At 46.7% G+C, this 18,848-nt stretch carries 15 protein-coding genes; 10 read left to right on the top strand and 5 right to left on the bottom strand.

What is annotated here, in order from left to right; translation table 11 throughout:
* Nucleotides 1-192: 192 nt before the first annotated feature.
* The gene (locus LZZ85_RS05640) at nt 193-1,317 is read right to left on the bottom strand and encodes a peroxiredoxin family protein (RefSeq protein ID WP_237869455.1); all 1,125 of its coding nucleotides are present in this window, start codon (nt 1,315-1,317) and stop codon (nt 193-195) included.
* A gap of 172 nt (nt 1,318-1,489) precedes the next feature.
* On the opposite strand from LZZ85_RS05640, the gene LZZ85_RS05645 reads away from it, so the two are divergent.
* The 3 genes from LZZ85_RS05645 to LZZ85_RS05655 all read left to right on the top strand — a co-directional run bounded on the left by LZZ85_RS05645 (nt 1,490) and on the right by LZZ85_RS05655 (nt 4,617).
* A complete protein-coding gene (locus LZZ85_RS05645; RefSeq protein WP_237869456.1) occupies nt 1,490-2,392 on the top strand; it encodes a glycerophosphodiester phosphodiesterase family protein in 903 nt (300 codons plus the stop codon).
* A gap of 112 nt (nt 2,393-2,504) precedes the next feature.
* Nucleotides 2,505-3,293 (top strand): hypothetical protein, encoded by a 789-nt coding sequence (locus LZZ85_RS05650; RefSeq protein WP_237869458.1) that lies wholly within the window; start codon nt 2,505-2,507, stop codon nt 3,291-3,293.
* A 133-nt stretch (nt 3,294-3,426) separates the two neighbouring features.
* Nucleotides 3,427-4,617, top strand: coding sequence for a GAF domain-containing sensor histidine kinase (locus LZZ85_RS05655; protein WP_237869461.1), 1,191 nt, complete (start codon nt 3,427-3,429; stop codon nt 4,615-4,617).
* A 40-nt stretch (nt 4,618-4,657) separates the two neighbouring features.
* On the opposite strand, the gene LZZ85_RS05660 is transcribed toward LZZ85_RS05655, so the two are convergent.
* Nucleotides 4,658-5,185, bottom strand: coding sequence for a hypothetical protein (locus LZZ85_RS05660; protein ID WP_237869463.1), 528 nt, complete (start codon nt 5,183-5,185; stop codon nt 4,658-4,660).
* 301 nt (nt 5,186-5,486) lie between these two features.
* Between LZZ85_RS05660 and LZZ85_RS05665 the strand changes: the two genes are divergently transcribed.
* Nucleotides 5,487-6,404: a DUF4886 domain-containing protein gene (locus LZZ85_RS05665; RefSeq protein ID WP_237869465.1), complete on the top strand. Its 918-nt coding sequence runs from the start codon at nt 5,487-5,489 to the stop codon at nt 6,402-6,404.
* Nucleotides 6,405-6,776: 372 nt separating this feature from the next.
* Nucleotides 6,777-7,781: a S41 family peptidase gene (locus tag LZZ85_RS05670; protein WP_237869467.1), complete on the top strand. Its 1,005-nt coding sequence runs from the start codon at nt 6,777-6,779 to the stop codon at nt 7,779-7,781.
* Nucleotides 7,782-7,840: 59 nt separating this feature from the next.
* On the opposite strand, the gene LZZ85_RS05675 is transcribed toward LZZ85_RS05670, so the two are convergent.
* Entirely contained in the window at nt 7,841-9,424 is a 1,584-nt protein-coding gene (locus tag LZZ85_RS05675; protein WP_237869469.1) for a Na+/H+ antiporter, read from the bottom strand.
* A gap of 108 nt (nt 9,425-9,532) precedes the next feature.
* On the opposite strand from LZZ85_RS05675, the gene LZZ85_RS05680 reads away from it, so the two are divergent.
* From LZZ85_RS05680 to LZZ85_RS05700, 5 genes are all read left to right on the top strand, one after another.
* Entirely contained in the window at nt 9,533-10,573 is a 1,041-nt protein-coding gene (locus LZZ85_RS05680; RefSeq protein ID WP_237869471.1) for a ferredoxin--NADP reductase, read from the top strand.
* 245 nt (nt 10,574-10,818) lie between these two features.
* Entirely contained in the window at nt 10,819-12,252 is a 1,434-nt protein-coding gene (locus tag LZZ85_RS05685) for a 3' terminal RNA ribose 2'-O-methyltransferase Hen1 (RefSeq protein ID WP_237869479.1), read from the top strand.
* 18 nt (nt 12,253-12,270) lie between these two features.
* On the top strand, nt 12,271-14,832 hold the full coding sequence (locus LZZ85_RS05690) for a polynucleotide kinase-phosphatase (RefSeq protein WP_237869486.1): 2,562 nt from the start codon (nt 12,271-12,273) through the stop codon (nt 14,830-14,832).
* Nucleotides 14,833-15,205: 373 nt separating this feature from the next.
* Nucleotides 15,206-16,426, top strand: a complete 1,221-nt coding sequence (locus LZZ85_RS05695) for a hypothetical protein (RefSeq protein WP_237869488.1) — start codon at nt 15,206-15,208, stop codon at nt 16,424-16,426.
* A gap of 151 nt (nt 16,427-16,577) precedes the next feature.
* Nucleotides 16,578-17,249 (top strand): DUF4844 domain-containing protein, encoded by a 672-nt coding sequence (locus tag LZZ85_RS05700; RefSeq protein WP_237869491.1) that lies wholly within the window; start codon nt 16,578-16,580, stop codon nt 17,247-17,249.
* A gap of 28 nt (nt 17,250-17,277) precedes the next feature.
* On the opposite strand, the gene LZZ85_RS05705 is transcribed toward LZZ85_RS05700, so the two are convergent.
* Together LZZ85_RS05705 and LZZ85_RS05710 are read right to left on the bottom strand one after the other, a co-directional pair.
* Nucleotides 17,278-18,192: a pirin family protein gene (locus LZZ85_RS05705; RefSeq protein WP_237869493.1), complete on the bottom strand. Its 915-nt coding sequence runs from the start codon at nt 18,190-18,192 to the stop codon at nt 17,278-17,280.
* A gap of 63 nt (nt 18,193-18,255) precedes the next feature.
* Nucleotides 18,256-18,780 (bottom strand): putative antibiotic biosynthesis monooxygenase, encoded by a 525-nt coding sequence (locus LZZ85_RS05710; protein ID WP_237869495.1) that lies wholly within the window; start codon nt 18,778-18,780, stop codon nt 18,256-18,258.
* Between the last annotated feature and the right edge of the window lie 68 nt (nt 18,781-18,848).

Below are 18,848 nucleotides of genomic sequence, written 5' to 3' on the forward strand. Positions count from 1 at the left end.
AGCTGATGTGCAAGATAGAGGATAATTTAAAACAGCCTTGCGTCTATTTCCTGCTGATGAATGGAGAGTTATGGGGATACGGTGACAGGCGGCCACTTTGGGCAGGTGATCAGGGCGAAACTGCGCCGTGATCAGGCATGAGGTTCCGGCCGACTAATTAATGTTCAAAAACTGGCAGCTGTCAATAGTTAACTACAAAACCGTTTCAATTGCAGCCGACAGATCGCGTTCGAGGTGCTCACTGAATCCTCCAAACCCTTTTACGATCTTTCCTTCCTTATCAACCACATAAAAATTCGGATAGCCATCCACGCGGTAATCCGCCACTGCTGATTTCCCCGGTTTATAAGAATCGAATTTCACATGATACCGGTCATTGTATGTCCGGATCGCATCAGGACTATCGAATGCATTTACATTCAGGATCGCAAATTCCCTTTGATCATATTTTGCCAACAGTTCGTTTACCGGCCCAACAGCCATTGCGCAGTAGCCACACCCGTTATCGGTGAAGCTTATCAACAGAACCTTGCCTTTGTAGTCGCTGAGCTTTGTGCGGTTTCCTTTCATATCCAGTAGATCCATCTCAGGTGCGACCATTCCTTTTTGCAGAAGATCCTTCGCACCCTTCTGACGGGCGGCTGTAAATCCTGCCGGTACCAATAAAGCAGCGGGATCGGGGAAGTTTTTGCGGTCGACCTGGTAATCGGAAAAAGTATACTCGTCCAGTTGTGTTACATACATATCCGTTCCGTCGATGTAGCCAAGGCCGTCCTGCCGGAAGGCATAAGGGAGAAGTGAGGTCTTATCCAGTACGAACGATGTGGCGCCGTAGATCTTTTTATCTTTTTTCATTGAATCAAGCTGCGTAACACGGAAGTGATAATATTTCTTTCCTGCGATGATAGAATCGGGAAGATTGGTTACAGGCTTGCCTTTTGAAAGGTCTATCGCCAGGCGCTCCATGATACAGGCCAGCGTTGGTAAATAAATGCTCCCCGCTTCAAGTGTGTCGTTGGCGATGCTGTAGGTTTTGTCTGTAAGGTCAAGGATCACCCGTTTGTGATCATAATACCATTTTTCCTGTGTTTTGCTGCTGATCTTGTAGGCCCAGGAGCCATCCCGGCGTTTTGTCAGCAAGGCAGTGGAGGAGTCAACGGACTTGTCTCCGGTGAATATATTCGCGCCGGAAGACCGGCTCTTATAGCTGACGTTCTTTAAAAGCTGGAATTTGCTGACCGCCTGTTCTGCGATCTGGGCTTGTACAGAAACCGATATTATGGAGCTAAAGGCTAGCAGGGCTACTGATCTTTTCATTGCGGGGTTTTGGGGCGAAAAAGAGTGAGATGGAAAATAGGCTTAATTGCATAAGAAAACGGATTTTTTTGAAAAAAAGGACGCAACATGTTGTAAGGGTAACTGATCACAGAAAAATAATGTGAGGATGAGTTAGCCCGGCTTTACTTTCGCAACTCTTATTCTCCCCAGTATGAAACAGATTCTTTTTGCAGCCGGGTTACTCATTTCCGTTTTTGTAAGCGCACAGTCGGGTCGTCAGCGAACGGCCGCAGGGATCCTGCAGCAGTTTCTTCACCCCAGTTCTAAAACCGTTTTGGTGGCGGCGCATCGTGGCGACTGGCGGAATGCGCCGGAGAATTCTATTCATGCCCTGCGATTATCATTGCAGATGGGTGTCGATATCATGGAAACGGATGTTCGCATGACGAAAGATGGGGTGCTGGTGCTGATGCATGATGAAACCATCAATCGCACGACATCCGGAAAAGGAAAAGTGAACGAGCTGACCTGGGATTCCCTGCAACGCCTTACGCTCAGGCAGGCGCATGGCGGAACAACAGAAGAACGTATTCCGTCATTTGAAGAATTCATGGATAGTGTGAAAGGGAAGCCTATCCTGATCAATCTCGACAAATGCTGGGACTTTATTCCGGAGGTATATCGTGTGTTGAAAAAGACGGGCACACTCGAGCACGGACTGTTCAAGGGGAATCTGCCACTGCCGGAACTTCGTGCAAAATTCGGTACGATCGTAGATAGCATTCACTACATGCCCATTGTTGCCAATAATCATCCGGATGCATTGGTGAATGGATACCTGAATGATCATAAAACAGCGGGTTTTGAACTTTGCTTCAATACAATGGGATCTACGGTCCTTTCTCAAACCCTGCCTTTGGTCAGAAAACATGGCGTGACCGTTTGGCTGAATTCATTATGGCCGAGTCTTTGTGCCGGCCGTGATGATGAAAAGGCCATGGTCAATCCGGATGCGAACTGGGGATGGCTGATCCAGATCGGAGCCAACGTGATCCAGACGGACAGACCAAAAGAATTGCTGGAATATTTGAGAAAGAAGAAACTTCATATTTGAGCCGGCAGATTGCTGCGCCGGGCGAACTTTACTGTACGCCCGGAACAGATCTATTGTTTTATCTTGCGTCATAATTTTTCCCGCATTACCTGACCGTAAGAAAATAAACAAGATGACAATCCGGATCTTTCTGCCATTGCTCGTATGTATTGTATTGTTTGCCTGTAACAATGAATCTCCAACAGCTTCTGTACAGGATAGTCTTTCTCCTGCAACGGCTGTGCAGACAAAGGATTTTAAGAAACTGGATACAGCCTTATACTTTGCAGGTCTTTGGGTGAATGAACAATATGTAAATGATGTGACCCACACCCGCAGACCGGGCAACGTTGAGGTTCCGGAAAATGCGTGCATCATCATGCCGGTGAAAACATTGAAGGAAACATCACTGATCCTGGGTTTTCACGAAGGCCAGGAAGTGGTGATCCTGAAGAACGGGAATAAATACGAGATCTGGGATAAGCCCGTGCTGAATAAGCTGCAGGATATCGAACTGATCTCGGAGACCAGGCTCAAACTGGGCTTCGACACATTCATAAAACTTAAAAGCGGAGACCTTTCCGCAGAGAAGAATCCCTATAACATTGTAGACATTCTCCTGTTTGCCGGAAAATACCGCGACGAACACGGCGCAACAGTAGAGTTTTCCACTGATGGTAAAGTAAAAGGAATACCCGGCATCAATGCATACGAAGCCTGGCTCGACTATGCCACAAGCGAGGCAGTGACCGACCAGATGTCCATGGGCGCTACGCCCGAAACAATGAAAGATTACGCATTCCGGTTTGATAAAGACCGGTTGATGATCTTTCATCTGAAGTGTAGATCAATGGGCCAGGATTCGATCTGTATGGAATATGCCATTGGAGACCGGTATCTCACGCTGACCAGGGAAAAGTAAACGATACCCGGAAACAGCCAGCGCGAGGACTACAGTCAAAAATTTGCCCGCATCGGCTCATTTAATCCACTTTGTTTGGGAATAACACTGAGATCCATTAGTTTGGTAAACCAGTGCCGCGAAAAGTTTGAGTATGCAATTACCACAATCGGAGGAGCTGAGGCTCCGGACCCTGAGATCGTATAATATCCTTGATACACTGAAGGAAAAAGAATATGACGAAGTGACTTATCTCGCCGGGATGATCTGCGGTTGCCCGATCTCCATGATCAGTTTTATCGATAAAGAACGTCAATGGTTCAAGTCGCACCGCGGTATTGACGATTCCGAAACGCCACTCGATGTTTCCTTCTGCGTTCATGCGCTTGGTTCTCCCGATAAAGGTCTTATCGTTCAGGACGCGCGCCTTGATCCGCAGTTCAGCGAAAACCCAATGGTAACAGGTGAGGCTGGCATTGTGTTTTATGCAGGCTTTCCTTTGATCAGCGAAAAGGGTGTTGCACTCGGCTCGCTTTGTGTGGTCGACCGTAAACCGCAGGTTTTATCTGAAGAACAACTTACCGCATTGAAAATGCTTTCCCACCAGGTAATGCAGTTGATGGAGTCCCGAAAGAAAACCTACGAAATGCAGGTCCTCCAGGATGCCCTGGAAAAACGAAATAAAGAACTGGAGCAATTTGCCATGGTTGTGGCAAGCGATATCCGGTCACCGTTGGTGAATATTGCAGCCGCACACACGATGCTGAAGGAGTCGCTCGAGCTTGGACGGCCCGTAGATGCGCAATTGCTTGGCATATCTGCGCGGGCAGCAACGAGGATCAACCGGCTGGTACAGGGTATTCTCGGCTATTATAAAAATGAGGACGATCTGCATAATAAAGAAGAGATAGAACTCCTCCCTTTTATAAAAGGCGTGCAGGAGCTTGTTGCATCAACCATTAAGATCAACTGGATCTATCATTTTTCTCCGGAAGCAAAGATCCACGCTAACCAGACCGCCCTCGAGCAGATCTTTTTCAACCTGATCGATAATGCAGTTCGCTATGGGGACAAAGATATTACCACTATAGATCTTCATTTTGCAGAGCTGGAGGGAATGTACCAGTTCAAAGTCGCCGATAATGGCCTCGGCATCCCACGTGATAAAGTTGACACGATATTCGATCTGTTCACCACTGTTGCGAGCAAAGACCGTTTTGGCGTGAAAAATCATGGCATTGGTCTGCCGACTGTTAAAAAGCTGATCGATGTACTGGGCGGAAAGATTTCCGTTGAATCTGTTGTGAACAAAGGAACCGTCTTCACATTCACTATTGCGAAATAGATCTTTCAGTGGATGCAGCGACTTGCTTAGCAAAGACACTTCATTCTTCACGGCTGATCCTCTCCACTTGCTCCTGTAGCGTTCCGGCAAATTTCTCTTTGATAGGGTAGTCCATGTTGCCGATAGATGCCTGAACCCTGATCATTTTCAACGGTGCTGCGACCAGCTGTTTCATCTCCGCAGTTCTGATCCGGTAATATGCGAAAATGTAACAACCATAATTCAACCGGCTGATGCGTGAAGAATTATCGCTGTTGCTTTGGAGCGTTACCGTACTGCCATCGCTTAACTCAATGTCAACAGCGGATCCCCTGGAGATGGTAAAAGTATTTGTTCGCCCGGTTTGTATTTCCAGTTCGAGAGAGTAGCCGGCTTTTGTTCTGTGCAGTGTTGTTTTCAGGTAGTCACCAACAGCTTTCGGACCACCGGGTTGATTATAGATCTTTTGGACAGAGGTAGACCAGATCGTATCGCCGGATTCCCTGAGTATATCGATCTTTAGTTTCTTTTGAGCGGATACGTTCGCGCAGGTGATGAGCGGGATCATGAGGAGCAGAAGATATTTCATTGCCGGGATAGGTTTTATGGTTTGTACAATTTACGATATATTATGGGATTCATTCGGCGTATGGTTGGTGTAGGAGGAGATCGTGCAAACCTGGATAGCAAAACCTGATAACGCGGAATAAAAATATGCCGGATACTATCTGATCTCCCTGACATTTTTTAGTTTTAGGCACAACATCACATACCCGCCCGCGGGTAGTGATCTTAAAATTGCAGCAAATAGCAGATCATCCAGCAGGATGACAACAAACAGTTCCATCACAAACAACATCGTTTAAACTCTTACCAATCACCTTCTCATTATGGCAGGAATTTCATCCCGGTTGATCATTGTCCTGAGCTTTTTGATCCTGGAAGGAACAGCATCAGCGCAAAAAAAATCGAAGCAACAGCCGCTTCGTCTGTTCCTGATCGGTAACAGCTTTTCGCAGAATGCATCGAAGTATCTTCCGGAAATAAGCAAGCAGGGCGGACATCAGTTGATCATCGGGCGTGCGGAGATCGGTGGCTGTCCTTTACAGCGCCACTGGGATTCAGTTGCGGTGAATCTGGCAGACTCCAGCCGGGGCAGGGCCTATAATGGAAGATCATTAAAGCAGTTGTTGTCTGAGGGTACCTGGGATGTGGTGACAATCCAGCAAGCGTCTGTATTTTCGGGTGACCTGGCAACCTATTCCCCCTATGCAAGAAACCTTTACAATTTTATCCGGCAGGTACAACCCAATGCAAAGATCGTCTTCCATCAGACCTGGCCTTACCGCGCCGATGCGAAAATGTTCGGCAGGATCAATGGAAATGTATTTGCAAAGGATCAGAAAGAAATGTGGATCTACTCGCGGTCATCCTATCATTCAATGGCAGACAGTCTTGGCATTCAGCTGATACCTGTTGGCGACGCATTCTGGAAAGTGGCCAGTGATGCAAAGTGGGGCTATAAAAAGGATACAACGTTCGATCATAAGAACCCCGTTTATCCGCATTTACCAACACAGGATCATGCATTGAATATTGGTTATTTCTGGGATAAGGATAGAAAACTTGCCTTTGATGCGAACCATGCAAATGATGCGGGGTGTTATCTCGCGGGACTTGTTTGGTATGGGTTCTTGTTCAAAGAAAATCCCCGGAAGGTCAGTTTTGTGGCCCCAGGTATTCCGGAGGACTTTGCCGTTGAACTCAGAAAAGTTGCAGCAGGTGTGCTAAAGAAAAATACTAAGTAGGATAAGTGTTGCGGTTTTATAGATCATCTATTCTTATTCATTACTTTTTATTTCATCTTTTTTCTTCATATATTATCTGTCGCCGAGTACCGGGGCAATTCCCGATTAAGAATGGGATAAGAATTTCTTACTGTTAAGATAGTTACTACACTTTTCAGGATATCTCTTTGATCAACTGCAACGTGGAGGCCTTAATTGTTGTCAACCGCAAAATGATGCGGAATGATCATTTTAAAGAAAAAATCTAATGATCATCCGTCTCTTTTGACATTCTGGATAACTTTTTGCGCAGTCTGCTCAAACCGCGTAAAGCAAGTTCCCTGAATCGTCTAAATTGTCGGTGATCATCTTTTAACCTCCAATGAAAACATCGTGAAAAGACTACTCATTCTTTGCCTCGTAGTGTCAGTGAATGCATATGCTCAGCCAACTGAATCACTCCGGCATATCGTGGACTCTACCATCTCTAAGCTGCAGCAATATTCTTTGAACAGAAATGAGATTGACTGGAATGATTTCCGGATGAAAGTATACAGGGAAACCAAAGGCATTTCAAAGCTTGACAAATTACTGGCAAAGTATCCTCTGTTTTTTCAATGGGTCAACGATTCTCATAGCTCAGTTGCCTCAGCTGGTAAATCGATCAGTTGGAAAGAGGGGCGGCCATCGGAGTCAGAAGCTTCGTTGACCGATGCCGATCTGACCGGAAGTTCCCGGTTAAAGGCAGAGCGTTGGGGAGATATCGGCTATCTGTGTATCCCATCTGAAAAAGGTTTTACCGGTAATGCACAGGAGATGGCGCAACGGTTAACAGGTACGCTTGCGGCCATCGATCCTTCTACGATCAAAGGCTGGATCATTGATCTTCGATTGAATACTGGCGGAGATGTATGGCCATTGATTGCGTCACTTGCTCCGCTGATCGGCGATGGACAGGTGGGCAGTCTAAAGGAAAGATCGACCGATACAAATACGTACATTAAAGATGGGAAGCTGTTCGGCAAAGAAGAATTTAATTCTATCCCTCAGCAAACCTCTATACCAGTTAATTCCAAAACATTTGTGGCAATTGTTTGTGGGCCGCATACGGCAAGTTCAGGCGAGGCATTACTGCTTGCGTTCAAAGGACGTCCCAATACTACGATCATCGGAGAACAAACTGCCGGCCACGTTACAAATAATAACAGTTTTGAGCTGGAAAAAAACGTGAGCCTGTCGATTGCTACCGCTTATATGCAGGACAGGTCCGGGACTGTTTATACTCACGGGATCAATCCCGATGTTGAAATACTTAGAGGAGACAATTTCGAGGATCTTGGAAAAGATCAGAAGGTGCAGCAGGCGATCGGATGGGTGAAGATGAGAATGGTAAGGTAGGTAAAAGTTTAAAAGTTCAGGAGTTTAAAAGTTTAAGAGTTTAAGCTTCTGAACTCCCTTCAGATCGCTTTCAGCCGCTCTTCTTCCAGGTCTATCTGGTACAATTGCTGGCGGATGATCTCTTCGTCGATCGCAGGATCTTTATTAAGCTCAGTGAGGTATTCCCGCTGGTTCTCGAGCATTTCAACAAAAATGGCTTTGGTCTTTTCATTCATCCAGCTGTCATCTGCGGCTTTGGCTTTTTCTTCCCAGTGTTTCAACAGCATTTCAATTCCTGCGTGATTGTGTTGGTCATGATCGAACCTGTTTTTCAGGAACTGGTACGAATGTTCTTTCAACCCGCGTTTCATCTTGTAGCGCATATCTGCTTCAGACCCTTTCTCACCCATGATCTCAAATAGTTTGCTCTTACGGATAATATAAGGCAGGGTGAGGCCCTGAACTACCAGGGTGAGCAGGATGACTACAAATGTGATGAACAGGATAAGATCGCGTTGAGGAAAAGCCTCACCGTTGTCCAACGCAACAGGGATAGCCAGGGCCGCTGCAAGTGAAACCACGCCCCGCATGCCCGTCCAGCCTAATAACATCGGCATCAGCCAGCGCCTTCTTGTCGATGTAGAACGTGGCGCCACTCCGGGCCGGAATATCAGCGTAGCGATCAATGCGGCATAAGAGCTGATCATTCTTGCCAGGATCAGCACAAGCGTCACCAATGCGCCATATTCGATAGCTGTTCTTAAAGCAATTCCCTGTGAGCGGAGACCTTGAACAATTTCCGGTAGTTCCAGCCCGATCACGAGGAATACGATGCCGTTCAATATAAATACAAAACTCTCCCACACGCTGTATCCTTTGATCCTGCTGGCACTGTTCAGAAAGATCAATCGTTTGGCCGACATATACAATCCGCCGGAAACGACTGCCAGCACGCCGGAACTATGTACTGTCTCTGCGATCCAGTACATGAAATAGGGTTCTATCAACGTCAGCGCGATATCAGAAGGCGCATCTGTCGGTAGTTTTTTATGGGCTTTCACAAAGATCCATGCAAGAGCTAAACCGATCCCGACGCCGCCGAGTATCATCCACAGAAAACTCAGCGTGGCTTCGGACCAGATGAACTGACCTGTGCCCACGGCCACCAGTGCAAAGCGGAATATGATCAGTGACGATGCATCGTTCAGGAGACTTTCACCTTCAAGGATCGCAGCTGTTGATTTAGGGATCTTCACGAATTTCGTGATCGCTCCTGTGCTGACCGCATCGGGCGGCGATACGATCCCTCCCAGCAAGAATCCCAACGCCAGGCTGAATCCGGGGATAAAATAGTTGGCAAAGATCGCCACAGACAGGGCCGTAAAGAAGACGACCAGGAAGGCAAAACTTCCGATGATCCTCCACCATTTTTTCATCTCTTTAAAAGAAACCGTCCAGGCGGCTTCAAACAGCAATGGGGGAAGAAATAAAAAGAAGATCAGATCGGGATTTATTTTTACCACCGGCAAACCGGGGATAAAACTAATCGCCAGGCCGGCTACCACCAACAGGATCGGATAAGCTATCCGCAATTTCGTTGCCCACATTTCCAGTAGTACCACAGCCGCGACCATTGCCAATAAAAAGGGAAGTATAGTGTGCATTAGTTTTAGTTGATTTGCATTGAGCGATGAAAATTTACAACAAAATCGACAATCGTTGTGTTTTGGGGAAAGGTTTGGGATGTTTGACATGGTTAGAAAAATATTGTTATGGCAGATGAAACATCTATTTACAGGTTGTTTACCGTTACTAACGTGATCAGCGAAACGGAGAATGCGAAAACATTTGAGATTGCTCCGGCAGATGGGAAAAGCGCGGAATACAGGGCCGGACAATTTATCACGCTGGTGTTTAAAAAAGGACAGCGGGAAAACAGAAGGTCTTATTCTTTCTCTTCCGCACCTGCTCTCGGAGAGCCGATGCGCATTACCATCAAGCGAGTGGTAAATGGTGAATATTCAAGACAGTTATTAACTAACCTGAAGGTTGGAGATACATTCTTGAGTTCAGGCATTGCAGGTTTTTTTCGCTTGCCTGATGAATGGGAACACCTTCAGCACCTGGTATTCTTAGCGGCGGGCAGCGGTATCACACCTGTGTATGCATTACTCAAAACGGCACTGCATACAACAAGTCTTCCTGTGGTATTGCTTTATAGCAACTACTCAAGAGAAGATACGATCTTCTATCATGCTCTGATCAGCTTGCGGGAGCAATTCCCCGGCCGTCTGAAAATAGAATTTTTGTTTAGCCAGTCAGAAACAACAAGAAGGCGGCTCAGCAAATTCCTGCTCAATGAATTGCTGGATCAGCATACGATCCCGTTAAAGGAGTCGGTCTTTTATCTATGCGGCCCCGAAAGCTATATGCTGGTTGCGGGCATCAGCCTCATCACCGCGGGTGTGCCGGAAAAGAATATACGAAAGGAGAATTTCAATACCAGGCAGCATGTGTTTAAACCCGTTCCACCTGACACGGATCCTCATCAGGTAAAGGTGCTTCTTAAAGGCAGGCATTTTGAGTTTGATGTGCAATACCCCGATACGATCCTTGCAGCAGCAAAAAAACGGAACATTCATCTTCCCTATAGCTGCGAAGCGGGCAACTGCGGAAGTTGTGCTGCCACCTGTGTGAAAGGAAAGACATGGATGGCGTATAATGAAGTGCTGATGGATGATGAAATAGCGAAGGGAAAGGTATTGACGTGTCAGGGATTTCCTGTAGGAGGGGATGTGGAACTGGAGTTTTAACACCAAACGGGTTTGCATTGCAATTATTCCGCTTTCCTGGTAAAAATCAAACCCGGTAGAAATAAGAATGCGTTGCCAGTCCCGGAGTAATCGCCGGTCTTGAAACCTGTTCAGGACACAGCTTCCCGATTTTTTTATGAATTATTCGAAAATATTTCTGTCTGCGCAGAACCATTGCGCAGTGGGCATACATCTTTGACCTATCAAAGAATAGGTAAGGATATTTTTCATTTAATACCAGCATTGTGCTATTAACTATCACCAATACACGCATACCCGCCGATGATCTCAGCTATCTTCTGCACAAACATCCCGGTAAGATACAGTCTGTAGAGACCTCTGCGGGAAAGGCGCATATTTTTTATCCCGAAGTAAGCAGGGAGAAATGTACAGCGGCCCTGTTGCTGGATATCGACCCTGTTGGTCTGGTAAGAAAAGCCGGTCCTAAAGGAAATGATTTTGCTTTGGAGCAATACGTAAACGATCGGCCATATGTATGCAGTTCATTCATGAGTGCGGCGATCGCGAAAGCATATTCCTCCGCGTTGAATGGACGTTGTAAGGATAAGCCAGCGCTGGTAGATGAGCTGTTGCCGTTATCAGCTAAATTATCCGTATTGCCGGTCAGGGGAGGGGAGAAGTTGCTGAAGTCCTTGTTTGAGCCCCTTGGTTATACGATAATCGCAACGCAACACCCGCTGGACCCTGCTTTTCCGGAATGGGGCGATGGCCGTTATTATACTGTTGAACTAAGCAATATTATTACCCTCCGGCAATTGCTTTCTCATTTATATGTGCTTATTCCGGTCTGCGATAATGACAAGCACTACTGGATAGGAAAAGATGAGATCGATAAGCTATTGGAAAAGGGGGGCGAATGGTTGCCGGGACATCCTGAAAACGAATTGATCACCCGGCGTTATCTCAAACACCAGCGATCGCTGGCTAATGAAGCGCTGGAGATCCTGGTCAAAAAAGAAGATCCGGTTGACGAGGATGGCAGTGAGGCCGGAGAAGACAGGGCTGCGGAAGAAGTGTCGGAAGTCCCAAAACCGCGCATACATGACCAGCGGTTACAAACGGCAAAAGATGAATTGCTCATGGCAGGAGCGAAACGTGTGCTGGATCTTGGCTGCGGGGAGGGTAAGCTGCTAAAACTGTTGCTGGCGGAAAAGCAGTTTGAGTTGGTAATGGGAATGGATGTGAGCTATCGTTCCCTGGAAATCGCAAAGGATAAATTGAAAATCGACCGGCTTCCTGAAAGACAACGGCAAAGAATCCAATTGATCCAGGGTTCTCTTACCTACCGCGATAAACGGCTCGAAGGGTTTGATGGAGCAGCCCTGGTTGAAGTGATCGAACATCTTGACGAGCCACGGCTTGCCTCTCTCGAAAGAGCAGTTTTTGAATATGCACAGCCGGGTGTGGTGGTGGTCACAACACCAAACGAAGAGTATAATGTGAAGTTTGAAAACATTCAGCAAGGTCAGATGCGTCACTCGGATCATCGCTTCGAATGGACCAGAAAAGAATTTGAAGCATGGGCTGCTGGTATCGCTGTGAGATATAACTATGACGTCATCTTTAAAACGATCGGAGAAGTGGATCCGGAAGTTGGTTCCCTCAGCCAGATGGCAGTGTTCAGTCGCCCGGTGAAAAATGCACAGGGAATTATTTAAACAGGTTAAAGAAGTAAAATGCCGATAGAAAAAACAATACGGATACCGGAGCTTTCACTGGTTGTGCTGATCGGGGCAACCGGATCGGGAAAATCAACCTTTGCCCGGAAACATTTCAAGGCAACAGAGATCGTTTCGTCTGATATATGCCGTGGTCTTGTAAGTGACGACGAGAACAGCCAGCCCGCTTCTGCGGATGCCTTCGCACTGGCGCGTTACATCGCAGGTATGCGTTTGAAGAATGGATTGCTTACGGTGATCGATGCGACAAATGTGCAGGATGAGGCCCGCAAAGACTGGGTCAGGCTCGCCAGGGAATATCATTGCCTTCCAACGGCAATCATCCTGAACATGCCGGAGAAAGTTTGCGTTGAAAGAAATGCCGGCCGGGCAGACCGGAACATGGGCGCACACGTAATTCCGCAGCATATTTCTCAGCTCAGGCGAAGCTTCAGGAAACTCAGGTATGAAGGCTTTCGCCAGATCATCGAATTGAGAACGCCGGAAGAAGTGGATGCTATTACAGGCATCATTCGAGATCCTCTTTATAACAATAAGAAAGACATAACAGGGCCATTTGATATCATTGGCGATGTGCATGGATGTTATGATGAGCTGGTTGAACTGCTGGCGAAACTCGGATATGCCGACAATGGGTCCGGATGGGAACATCCCGCGGCAAGAAAGGCTGTTTTTGTGGGAGACCTGGTTGACCGTGGACCAAAAACGCCGGAAGTGCTTCGGTTGGTAATGAAGATGACGGCCGCCGGAAATGCGTACTGCGTCCCGGGCAATCATGATGTAAAACTTCTTCGATGGCTGAATGGTGCAAAGGTTCAGCCAACGCATGGGTTACAGGAATCTATTGACCAGTTGAATGCAGAATCCCCGGAGTTCAGGGAGGAACTGAAACTATTCCTGGATAAATTGATCAGTCATTATGTCTTTGACCATGGTAAACTTGTTGTTTCGCACGCTGGATTGAAAGAAGAGATGCAGGGCAGAGGTTCTGGCCGTGTACGCGAGTTCTGTTTGTATGGCGAAACTACCGGAGAGATCGATGAGTTTGGATTGCCGGTCCGTTACAACTGGGCTTCGGAATACAAAGGCAGGGCAATGGTTGTTTATGGCCATACACCAGTGCCGGAAGCTCAGTGGCTCAATAACACGATCGATATTGATACCGGCTGTGTATTTGGTGGCAGGCTTACCGCATTGAAATACCCGGAGCGTGAGTTGGTGTCCGTGCAGGCAATGCAGGTATATTGTGAGCCGGCGAGGCCACTCGGTCATGGTAAAACGGTGGTCAACGGGCTTACGATCCAGCAGGAGAATGACCAGGTCTTGGATATTGCTGATTTTACCGGCAAGCAGATCATTGAAACCCGGTTTGGCAGAAATATTACCATTCGTGAAGAGAATGCGATAGCAGCGCTTGAAGTAATGAGCCGCTTCGCGATCAATCCGAAATGGCTGATCTATCTTCCTCCGACCATGAGCCCGTCAAAAACAAGCATCCTGGAAGACTATCTCGAGTTTCCGACGGAGGCATTTGAATACTATAAAGCAGCGGGGATAAGCAGGGTTGTTTGCCAGGAAAAGCACATGGGATCCAGAGCGGTCGTGATTGTTGGCAAGAATGAAGAAGCGATCAGCAAGGCATTTGGTATTACGGAAGAAGGTATCGGAGCAATTTATACAAGAACTGGCCGTGCGTTTTTTAACAACAGGGAAACAGAGCAGCAACTGTTGCAAAGGATCAATAAAGCATTAACTGACTCATCCTTCTACGAAAAGTTCAACACCGACTGGGTTTGTCTCGATGTAGAGCTGATGCCGTGGAGCGCAAAAGCGCAGGCTTTATTACAGGCACAGTATGCTGCCGTTGGTAGTGCGTCTGTTCATGCACTCAGAGAAACAAAAGCTGCCTTGGAGAAACTGATGGTAAGAGACGCGAACGGAAAAACCCTGCTGGATGAATATGATCTCCGTGCAAAAGAAGCTGAGCAGTTTGTTGCGGCATACAGGCAATACTGCTGGCCGGTGAATAGTATTGAAGATTATAAAGTGGCGCCTTTCCATATCCTCGCAACGGAAGGCAGGCAATGGACAGATGAAAACCACGAATGGCATATGAATGAGATCCACAGGGTCTGCGATGCCGACCCCGGGATATTACAGGCGACACCTTTCAAAATTGTAGAGTTGAATGATGAAACGAGTATCAGCAATGCTACTGAATGGTGGCTTGAATTAACAGGAAAAGGAGGTGAAGGAATGGTGGTAAAGCCTTACAATTTTATTGAGAAAGACAGCAAGGGCTTGATACAGCCTGCGATCAAGATCAGAGGACGTGAATATCTGCGGATCATTTATGGACCCGAATACACATCTCTGGAGAATCTGACCAGGTTAAAAGAGCGGGGTCTGAATGCAAAGCGTGGATTGGCGATGCGGGAGTTCACCCTTGGTGTTGAAGGATTGCAAAGATTTACAGACAAGGAACCTTTACGAAGAGTGCATCAATGTGTGTTCGCAGTGCTGGCAATGGAAAGTGAACCAGTGGATCCGAGACTGTAAAGCAGGATATGAATGACGCAGGATCAGGCTGCGCCAGCTGACCCCATAACTTTCCTCCGTTCCTGCCATTAAAATAAACTGGCAAAATACCAGGGCTTTATTTATGGATATTTTCCTAAAGGCCGGTGGCATCCATTGCGGGAAGCCACCGGCCTTCGCATTTGAATCACCACCTGTGATCACTACAAGGGCACGTCTCATGGTTCGTGATTCCGTTTCTTTTAGATCAGAAAAATGCAAAAGTTACCCGGTTTGAAAAAGAAAGGACTGTTTTCCTGATGACCTTCCGCCGCTTTGTACGATAGACCTGAAACCGGGTTTGATCATCGACGATCAAACACCGCAATTCCTGACAAAAACATAAGATCATTATATGAAACCATCTTCTCACCACTTTGTGAAACTGCTGGCTTTGTTCCTGTTCAGCAGTGCATGCCAGTCGCAAACCAACAACACGCAAAAAAAATCAACGATGAATGCATCCAATACTGCCGCGAAGTTTACGGCCGGTAAAGATTATGTTGAATTCAGCCGGGTCAAGATCATGGATAAGCAGGTTTCTGCGGAACCGGTCGAGGCCTATAGCATCATGCTGCCCAAAGGCTGGTCAGCCGATGGCGGTGTATTCTGGACGCCCGCAGGCAATACCTGTGCGGGCACCAATATGCAGTTCTCCGGTAAATCACCTGAAGGGAAGTCGTCCTTTTTTATTTACCCCAATATCATGTGGAGCTGGAGTAGTAATCAGCAGAGCAACCAGTTTTCAAGCCAGCAGGCTACACCCTATTGCGGAGTTGGTGAGCCCCTGGATGCGACGCAATATTTAAAGAATGTATGGTCAAGGGAAATGAATAACCCATCGATCTCAGATATCAAGTCCAATCCTGATGTGGTGCAGTCCATGCGTCAGAATGACGAACGTGGCAGGGCAGAGCTGATGCGCTATGGTGCCGGGCAGGTCAACTTCAGGCATACGGCTATTACAGCAAGATTGAAATGGAATAATGATACAGCGGGTATTGTGATGTGTTCTGTTACCAATATCGAAACATATATTCCCAATGTATACACGGGTGGATATGATGTCAGCTATACCTCTGCGGCGACCAGAATGCTGTTCCTGTTCCCGCAAAGTAATGCCGGCCTGGAAGAAAAAATGATGTCCGTGATCGTTGCAGGATTTCGTACCAATCCGATCTGGAAAGAAACAACAGACAATTACTGGAGATCGGTAAGGGAGAAAAAACACGTGCAGCATCTTGGCACGATAAGGGTAATGGATGAAAGAACCGCGCAGATCGGCAAACAGGCGATCGCTAACGGAAACAAACGTCTTTCCGAAATGGATACGCAACTCCGCAGCTGGGAAGCGCAGCAAAGCTCGCAGGACAGGATGCATACGAACTTTATTAAAACGATCCGTGAAGTGGAACACTATCGGGATGACAATGGTAAAGTGGAACTTAGCGCCGGGTACAATCATGCGTGGAGCCGGGGTGATGGGGTGAACTATGTGATGACAAACAGTCCAAATGTCGACCCCTCATCTATATTCCAGGATCAGCGATGGAAGGAAATGAAGAAAGTGGATTGAAGGATAGAATAATTCCGTCAAATGCCTGTAGTCTCTTGCCGGTCATTCTAAATTATTGCCTGATCTTCCGTATTGATTCGGCGGTATAATCGCCCATACTTGCCGCAGTTGATTGAACAAATGTGACTATCTTCCGGATCTATTTATTCTTATGGAGATCATGCCGGCAGAAAATGAAAAAGTAAAGCTTCTCGGTGAATTTATTTCAAGGGATAAATTTTCAGATGAAGCATGGAATAAGAGGGGCCTGAATCCTTCAGCTCCGGAAATGAGTTCTTTCCTGGGGTCTTTCTTCAACGATTGTGCATTGAACCTGACTGGCATGATCGAGTCGGGTACGAAGGAAAAAAAATTGAAGCTATACCTGAAGTCGTCGCTTCGCAGCCTGAACAGGTGGGATTATGATACGGAAGAAAAGGAATTTATCTGCGATCTCTTTATGGAGCTGGCGCATATTGTCGGTGTTGATATAAGACGAATGATGAACCGCTGGTTGTATGGGTATGTCCTTGTTTTCCTGATGGAGCTTGTGAGATTCATCCGTCCCGAAAGAGTGCTTGAAAGACATAAAGAAAGGTGCAGTCAGTGCAATGCAGAAATGGAAGTGTTGGTACTCAAAAAAGGAGAACGTATAACGCCACGGACATGGATGATCCTTCAATGCGGGGCCTGCAACGGATATGATCTGCACTCAGATCAGGAGAATTCCCGGCTTACGCGTTATGTAAACTGCCACCCGGTTGAGTACCTGCCCAAAGATGAATACTCTCATGAGCAGGCTTTGATCCGCCTTGAGCAGGTCAGGTATTTCCGCAAGCATTAAAATCCTGCTATGTTTTCAACAAAGGAGACTAAGATAGTGGCTCTGGATTTGGTCCACCCGCCGGTTTTGATTTTTCATCCGGTAGCGGAATAAATTCATCATTATCGGTGGGTGGTAAAATGATCCGTCCCTGCTTCCAGTCTTCCTTGGCCTGTTCAATGCGTTCTTTTCTTGAAGAAACAAAGTTCCACCAGATATAACGATCACCTAAAGGTTCACCTCCGAGCAGCATCATTACGGTATCTGTTTTTGCAATGATCAACGGATCTGCTCCCCTGGAGAAAACAAGCATTTGTCCATCCTGATATGAATGTCCGTTCACTTCAATGCTTCCCTTTACGATATAAAGTCCGCGCTCTGAATGTTCCTTAGGCAAGCCGAATCTTGCGCCGGGTTTTAATACTGCATGGATATAAAAAAGCGGTGAGTGTGTTTTCACATCGTTATTCAGGCCGTATGCATTTCCTGCGATCAATCGCATCCACACGTCTTTATCTGTAAATACCGGCAACTCATCACGGGTATAGTTGCTGAAGCTCGGAGCAGATTCTTCATCTTTTTCCGGTAATGCTACCCAGGTCTGCATCATTTCCAGTTCTCCTCCTGCAAGTGCTGAAGGGTCTTCGAAACGCTCCGAGTGCGCGATACCGCTCCCTGCAGTCATCCAGTTCACTTCGCCGGGTAAGATGATCTTTTCAACACCGAGACTGTCGCGGTGCGTTACCTTTCCTCCAAAGAGATAGCTTACCGTAGACAAGCCGATATGCGGATGGGGGAGAACATCAAGCGAAGACACTGTTGCCGGCGCATTTGTTACCGGACCCGCATGATCCATGAATATAAAAGGCCCTACCATTCTGCGTTGGCGGAACGGCAGTATGCGTTTAACCTTCATGTTTTCGCTGATAGCAGCGGCACGGGCGTCGATAACAAGTTCAAGCATAAAATAGATTTAGGACCAGATACGCAAACTCTGTAGTATGATCCCAAAATTAGCGATTATTGGTTATGATCCCGGTTTCAGCCATTTCTTTAATCCTTTTGTAAGAAGTGGCATAATAAACCATGTAAGCATCACCACCATTAAAAATGCGGTCACAAAAAGCCTTGCCATCAATGGCCATTCTTTGATAAGCTTTCCGATGGAAAAAAATAGGAGTATGCTGGCAGGAAAAACGCCGCATAATGTTACCAGTGCCATTTTCCACCTGGGAGGAGGCATTGGTGACCGGAACCAGGCTTCAAGACCGGTAAGGTCTCTGTAAACCGTTTCTTCTGTTAAGGTTGAAGCGTATGCGTCCCATTCTTTGAACAGTTTCGACTGATAGAATGCATCACGTTCTGCCTCGTCTTTAAATGTTCGCAGAATGCCTATCTCCCTTTCATCGGTTCCCGGCAAAGAAGTGATCATCGCGGCGCCATGAACACCTCCATGAATAAATGAATCGCCAAGAAAATTTCGCAATGCTTTTTTGAACTCTTCCTCTTTACCGGGTAAAACTTTCCGGGTGATGGCAACATGAACAGGCATACAACAACATTTGATTAAATATAACAGAAGTTCAGTGATATCTGATATCTGATCGTCCGTTGCATGAA

Origin of the sequence: Terrimonas ginsenosidimutans, assembly GCF_022012415.1 — a bacterium.
GTDB lineage: Bacteria > Bacteroidota > Bacteroidia > Chitinophagales > Chitinophagaceae > Terrimonas_A > Terrimonas_A ginsenosidimutans.